3 protein-coding genes are annotated in these 2,241 nt (G+C 66.0%); all 3 read right to left on the reverse strand.

Going from position 1 to position 2,241, the window contains the following annotated elements; all coding sequences use genetic code 11:
* Positions 1 to 272: DUF1186 domain-containing protein (locus QZY44_RS29975; RefSeq protein WP_295456382.1), on the reverse strand; the 272-nt coding region annotated here is incomplete at its 3' end.
* 211 nt (positions 273 to 483) lie between these two features.
* A complete protein-coding gene (locus tag QZY44_RS29980) occupies positions 484 to 1,626 on the reverse strand; it encodes a Fic family protein (RefSeq protein WP_295456384.1) in 1,143 nt (380 codons plus the stop codon).
* A gap of 121 nt (positions 1,627 to 1,747) precedes the next feature.
* Positions 1,748 to 2,233: an SEC-C metal-binding domain-containing protein gene (locus tag QZY44_RS29985; protein WP_365305570.1), complete on the reverse strand. Its 486-nt coding sequence runs from the start codon at positions 2,231 to 2,233 to the stop codon at positions 1,748 to 1,750.
* Positions 2,234 to 2,241: the final 8 nt, after the last annotated feature.

Here is a 2,241-nt window from a genome sequence, read left to right on the forward strand (position 1 = left end):
AAGGTCTCGCCGGGCAAGGTACCCATCTGCACGAACAGCGGATAGGCCGCCGGCTCGCGGAAATAGGCCAGCAGGTAGAGCGCGAAGATGTGACGCCAATAGTCCTTGGTCGCGAGGGCCGGCGCGAACCCGGCGTCGAGTTGTCGGCGCAGTTCGTCGAGCAACAAGGGCGTGACCGCCTCGCGCTGCTCAACGGCCTCGATCAGCGCCGTGCGGGGGAACCGGCCGGGGCCGGCGGTGGCGAGTGCCTCGAAAATCTCGTCGGGGGTCATCTGGGTTCTTGAGCGTTGAAGAGCGGACGCCAGCGGCAATCATACAGGGTCGGTCCTCTGCCGAAACCCCCGGGGCCGGATCGGTGGAGTCCATGTTGGTCATTTGCCGCGGTCGGTTGACCGCTAGCCCGAGTTGCACTATTCGCCGTGTTCCGCCCGTTTCGGGTACTGAATCGTTGGTAGTCCCCCAGACGTCAGGATAGAAGTCAACTCAACTGGATATGGGTAGCGGCATGTCCCGGGCCTGATCGGTTGCGACCACGACGGCATAGCGCGTATGCTTGCGCTCCCCGGTGCGCACCAGCGCTTCCTTGGCAACCAAGTCCTGGAGGTCGCGGGTCGCGGTCGCGCGCGAGGTGCGGGCGATGGCGATGTATTTTTCGGCACTCAGGCCGCCGACAAAACCCTCGGGTCCGGCGCGCAACAGGCGCGCGAGCACCTTCTCCTGGCGCGCATTCAATTGACCCCGCAGCCGGTCATATAGCTTGGCCTTGCCGATGAGGAAAACGACCCGCGCGCGGGTATAAGCGAGCGCATCCAGAACGGTATGGGAGAAATAGTCCAGCCAATCGTCGATGCGATTGAACTTGTTCGCCCGCTCCAATGCGCCGTAATACGCCTTCTTGTGCCGCTCGATAGTGTGCGACAGGGCGATCAGGGTGGGTTTCCCGAGACCCTGCGCCAGGACCTTTTCCGCCATTGCACGGGCCATGCGGCCGTTGCCGTCCTCGAACGGGTGGATGGTCACGAACCAGAGATGGGCGATACCCGCGCGCGTCAGGATCGGCAGCGGACTCGCGCCGGTCGGGGCGCTGCGCTCCAGCCAGGCGACAAAGCGATCCATCTCGGCGGGCACCCGCTGCGCGGGCGGTGCCTCAAAATGGACCCGGGGTGCATAGACGGCGCCGGAAACCACCTGCATCGGCTCCTCTAAGGTCCGATAGCCCCCGACATCGCGCAGATCCCGCCGCCCCGCCATCAACATGAGATGCCAGGCGCACAGCAGATCATGGGTCACGGGGGCCTGGAACTGCCGATAGAGATCGACCATCATTTCTGCCATCCCCGCCTCGGCCGGGGCGACACGACGCGGGTCTTGGGCCAGGCCGAATTCGCGCAGGAGCGACGACTGGAGGCTGTCGCGATCCAGATACTCGCCCTCGATCCGGGCGGTCATCAGTGCCTCGTCGCCGATCAGCTCGACCGTCAATGCGCGTCGCTCGGCGTCGTCCAGGTGGACGAAGGCGCCGAAGAGGAGGCCCGACTCGTGCAGCAGGCGCGCCTCCAAGGGTGCGAGCCGCGCGCTGTCGTAGGCGAACGCAGGCCAGTCGGGTTGTTGCCAGTTCCAGACCATGAGGCATAGAGGGAGCGGCTATCGCTCATCCAGGGGGTTAAACGTGAGTCATAGACGCAGATCTTAGCCTTTGGTGTGCGGGGGTGCCACCTGAGCGGCGGTCTGGGCTATTTCGGGCCGCTCAGCCCCCGCAGCATTTCTTGTACTTCTTGCCACTGCCGCAAGGACAAGGGTCGTTGCGGCCCACCTTCGTGGCCGCCCGCAACGGCACCCGACGGACAACCGGGTGCCGGTCGGGATTCGTAGGCTTAGGCTCCACCGGGGTCTGAAAACAGTGCCAGCGCGCCAACTCGTCCGCCGGGTGTCCGGGCAGCGCCACTCCGTACGAGGGCTTATAGGGCTGCGGGCGATCCCGGTGCTCCGCCATGGCACGCTCGAAGCGCTCCGCGCCCCCGCCGAACCCGGAGTCCACCAGTTCGAGCTCGAAGGCCCGGCGGATCATTGGGACCAGCGCTTGTGCGTCGATGGCGGCGGCGAGCCGGACGAGGGTGGCCCAGACCCAATCAGCCCCGTCGGTGCGCGGCTCCCCGGCCTCCGCTTCGTCCAGCCAGCGCCGCGCAAATCGGCCCAGGCGATCCTGCAGCGCGTCACGCTCAAGCTCCCCGATGGCAAAGA

Origin of the sequence: uncultured Thiodictyon sp., from assembly GCA_903837595.1 — a bacterium.
GTDB lineage: Bacteria > Pseudomonadota > Gammaproteobacteria > Chromatiales > Chromatiaceae > Thiodictyon.